Source organism: Streptomyces sp. NPDC040432 (assembly GCF_055595445.1).
The window spans coordinates 1-3,182 of record NZ_JBVIVP010000058.1; the positions used below are offsets into that span (position 1 = coordinate 1).

2 protein-coding genes are annotated in these 3,182 nt (G+C 70.3%); one reads left to right on the forward strand and one right to left on the reverse strand.

All coding sequences use genetic code 11. From position 1 onward, the window contains the following. On the reverse strand, positions 1 to 672 hold a 672-nt coding region (locus ACZ58N_RS38765), incomplete at its 3' end, for an adenosylhomocysteinase (RefSeq protein ID WP_471170356.1). Positions 673 to 1,025: 353 nt separating this feature from the next. Between ACZ58N_RS38765 and ACZ58N_RS38770 the strand changes: the two genes are divergently transcribed. Then, positions 1,026 to 3,092 carry a fructose-specific PTS transporter subunit EIIC gene (locus ACZ58N_RS38770; protein ID WP_471170359.1) on the forward strand — a complete coding sequence of 689 codons (2,067 nt, stop codon included), beginning with the start codon at positions 1,026 to 1,028 and terminating at the stop codon, positions 3,090 to 3,092. Positions 3,093 to 3,182: the final 90 nt, after the last annotated feature.

Consider the following 3,182-nt stretch of genomic DNA (forward strand, 5'->3'; position numbering starts at 1 on the left):
GTTGATCGCCGGGAAGAGCAGCGAGCCCTCGGCCATCATCTCGTACAGGCGGTGGACACCGGTGGTGGTCTCCTCGGTGACACCGCGGACCTCGGACGCGAGCTGCGTCCACTTCTGCGGGGCCTCGCCGAGGGTGCGGGTCAGCACCGCGAGGATGTGGGCGTACTCCTCGGAGTCGGCCGTGGACGGGTCCGGGACGGCGCCGGCCTTCTCGAACTCGACGCCCTTGTGGACGAGGAGGGTGGCGTCACCACCGTCGTCGAGGATCATGTTCGGGCCGCCGGTGGGGGTGTTCGGCCAGGTCAGCGCCTGCTCCGTGCACCACCAGTACTCCTCCAGCGTCTCGCCCTTCCAGGCGAAGACGGGGACGCCCTGCGGGTCCTCCGGGGTGCCGTTCGGGCCGACCGCGATGGCGGCGGCAGCGTGGTCCTGGGTGGAGAAGATGTTGCAGGAGGCCCAGCGGACGTCGGCGCCGAGGGCGACGAGGGTCTCGATGAGAACGGCCGTCTGCACGGTCATGTGCAGGGAGCCGGTGACGCGGGCGCCGGCCAGGGGCTGGGCCTCGGCGTACTCGCGGCGGATCGACATCAGACCCGGCATCTCGTGCTCGGCCAGGGTGATCTCCTTGCGGCCGAAGGCGGCAAGGGAAAGGTCTGCGACCTTGAAGTCCATGGGTGCTGCTCCTCATGGTTCGAGAGGGTGGGTACGGCTGAGCCGCGCGCCGTCCTTGCCTGGGCAGGGCGGGGCACCGAGCACAGTCCGTCGGGGGCCCTCTCTCCCCTCGGCCGGTCACGGGGACCGCCCGACCGCCATCAGCAGCGACGCCTGACACTGATGACGAATCTACACCGATCGGCGCAGCGCGCCCCAGTCGGCCGGGAAACAAGTCGCCGCCGTTTCGGGGACCTCCGGCGGAACGGTTCGGGGCCTTTCGGACTTTTGATCCGCCTCCTACATGGGAGAGGATGCCAGGGGATCGGGGCGCAAGCGCGATCTCGTTGGACCACGGCGTGAAGGAGATTCCAGTGACCAGTCCAGCCGGCCGTTCCGGTGACGGAGGAGCGCACGGGCACAAGCGCCTGAAGCTGCTCGCCGTCACGGCGTGCCCCACGGGCATCGCGCACACCTACATGGCCGCCGAGAAGCTCCAGCAGGCCGCGGCCGAGCTGGGCGTGGACATCAAGGTGGAGACGCAGGGCTCGATCGGTGCCGAGAACGTGCTCTCTGACAACGATGTCAGAGAGGCGGACGGGATCATCATCGCCGCCGACAAGGAGGTCGACCGGGAGCGCTTCGCCGGCAAGCGCGTGCTCTCGACGGGTGTCGCGGACGGCGTCCACAAGCCGAAGGAACTGATCGAGCGGGTGCAGCACGCACCGGTCCAGGAGGGCGCGGCCGCGGCGACGGGCGGCGGCGCGGGCGGTGGCAAGGAACGCAGCCTCGCCTACAAGGCGCTGATGAACGGCGTCTCGTACATGATTCCGTTCGTGGTGGTCGGTGGTCTGCTGATCGCGATCGCCCTCGCGCTGGGCGGTCACGCCACGGCCGAGGGGTACGCGGTCACCCCCGGCACCTTCTGGGACCACGTCTTCCAGATCGGCGTCCTCGGCTTCACCTTGATGATCCCGATCCTGTCCGGCTACATCGCGTACGCCATCGGCGACCGGCCGGCGCTGGTGCCCGGCATGATCGGCGGGTTCATCGCGAACACCGGCGCCCTCTACGACTCGAAGTCGGGCGCGGGATTCATCGGCGCGATCGTGACGGGTTTCCTGGCCGGCTACCTGGTCCTGTGGATCAAGAAGGTCAAGGTCCCGAAGGTCGTCCAGCCGATCATGCCGATCATCGTGATCCCGATCGTCGCGACGACGGCGCTGGGCCTGTTCTTCGTCTACGTCGTCGGCAAGCCGATCTCCTGGGTCTTCGAGAGCCTGACGAGCTGGCTGTCCGGCATGACCGGCACCAGTGCGATCCTGCTCGGCGCCCTCCTCGGCCTGATGATCGCCTTCGACATGGGTGGACCGGTCAACAAGACGGCCTTCCTCTTCGGTACGGGGCTCATCGCGTCGGGCAACTACGCGGTCATGGGCATGTGCGCGGCGGCCATCCCGGTCATGCCGCTCGGCCAGGGCCTCGCGACGGTGCTGCGCCGCAAGCTCTACTCGGAGCAGGAGCGCGACACGGGCATGGCCGCGCTCTTCATGGGTGTGTTCGGCATCTCGGAGGGCGCGATCCCGTTCGCGGCGGCCCGGCCGGCCATCGTCATCCCGTCGAACATGCTCGGCGGCGCGGTGGCGGGTGCCATCGCGGGCGTCGCGGGCGTCGGTGACCACGTCCCGCACGGCGGTCCGATCGTGGCCGCGCTCGGCGCGATCAGCGGGGTGGGCTGGTTCCTCGTCGCGATCGTGGCGGGCACGGTGGTGACCGCGCTGACGACGAACGCGCTGATCGAGATCAAGGAGCGCCGCGCCGCCGGCACGGCCGTGCCCGTGTCGGCGTCGCCCGTACCGGCCGGTGTCGGAGCGGCGGTGGTCGCCGCCCCGGGTACGGGTCCGGCCGCGGTGGGCACCGTCGGGACCGGGGGGACCGCCGTGCTGACGAAGCCCGCGCCCGCCCCGGTCGTGACGGAGCCGCAGGAGGTGCTGTCCGGCTACCTGACGGAGCGGACGATCAGGACGGAACTCGTATCGGACTCCAAGGAGGCCGCGATCCGGGAAATGGCGGAGATGCTGGCCACCACCGGCAACGTGCGGGACGTGGAGGAGCTCGTACGGGTCGCCCTGGCGCGGGAGGCGCAGGGGACGACCGGGCTCGGTGAGTCGATCGCGATCCCGCACGCCAAGACGGACGCCGTGACGCGACCCACCGTCGGCTTCGCCCGGTCCGACGAGGGGATCGAGTGGGGGGCGCTGGACGGGACGAAGGCCCGGCTGGTCTTCATGATCTCGGTGCCGGAGGCCGCCGCCGGCGACGAGCACCTGCGGATCCTGGCACTGCTGTCGCGCAAGTTGATGGACTCCGCCTTCCGGGACCGGCTCCGAACGGCGCCGGACGGGCCGGCCGTCCTGGAGGTGCTGCGCGAGATCCGATAGCCGCCGCGGGGAGGGGGGGGGGGGGGGGGTGGGGGGGGGGGGGGGGGGGAAGGAAAAAATAGGGAAACCGGCGGAGGACGGGGTAGAGTA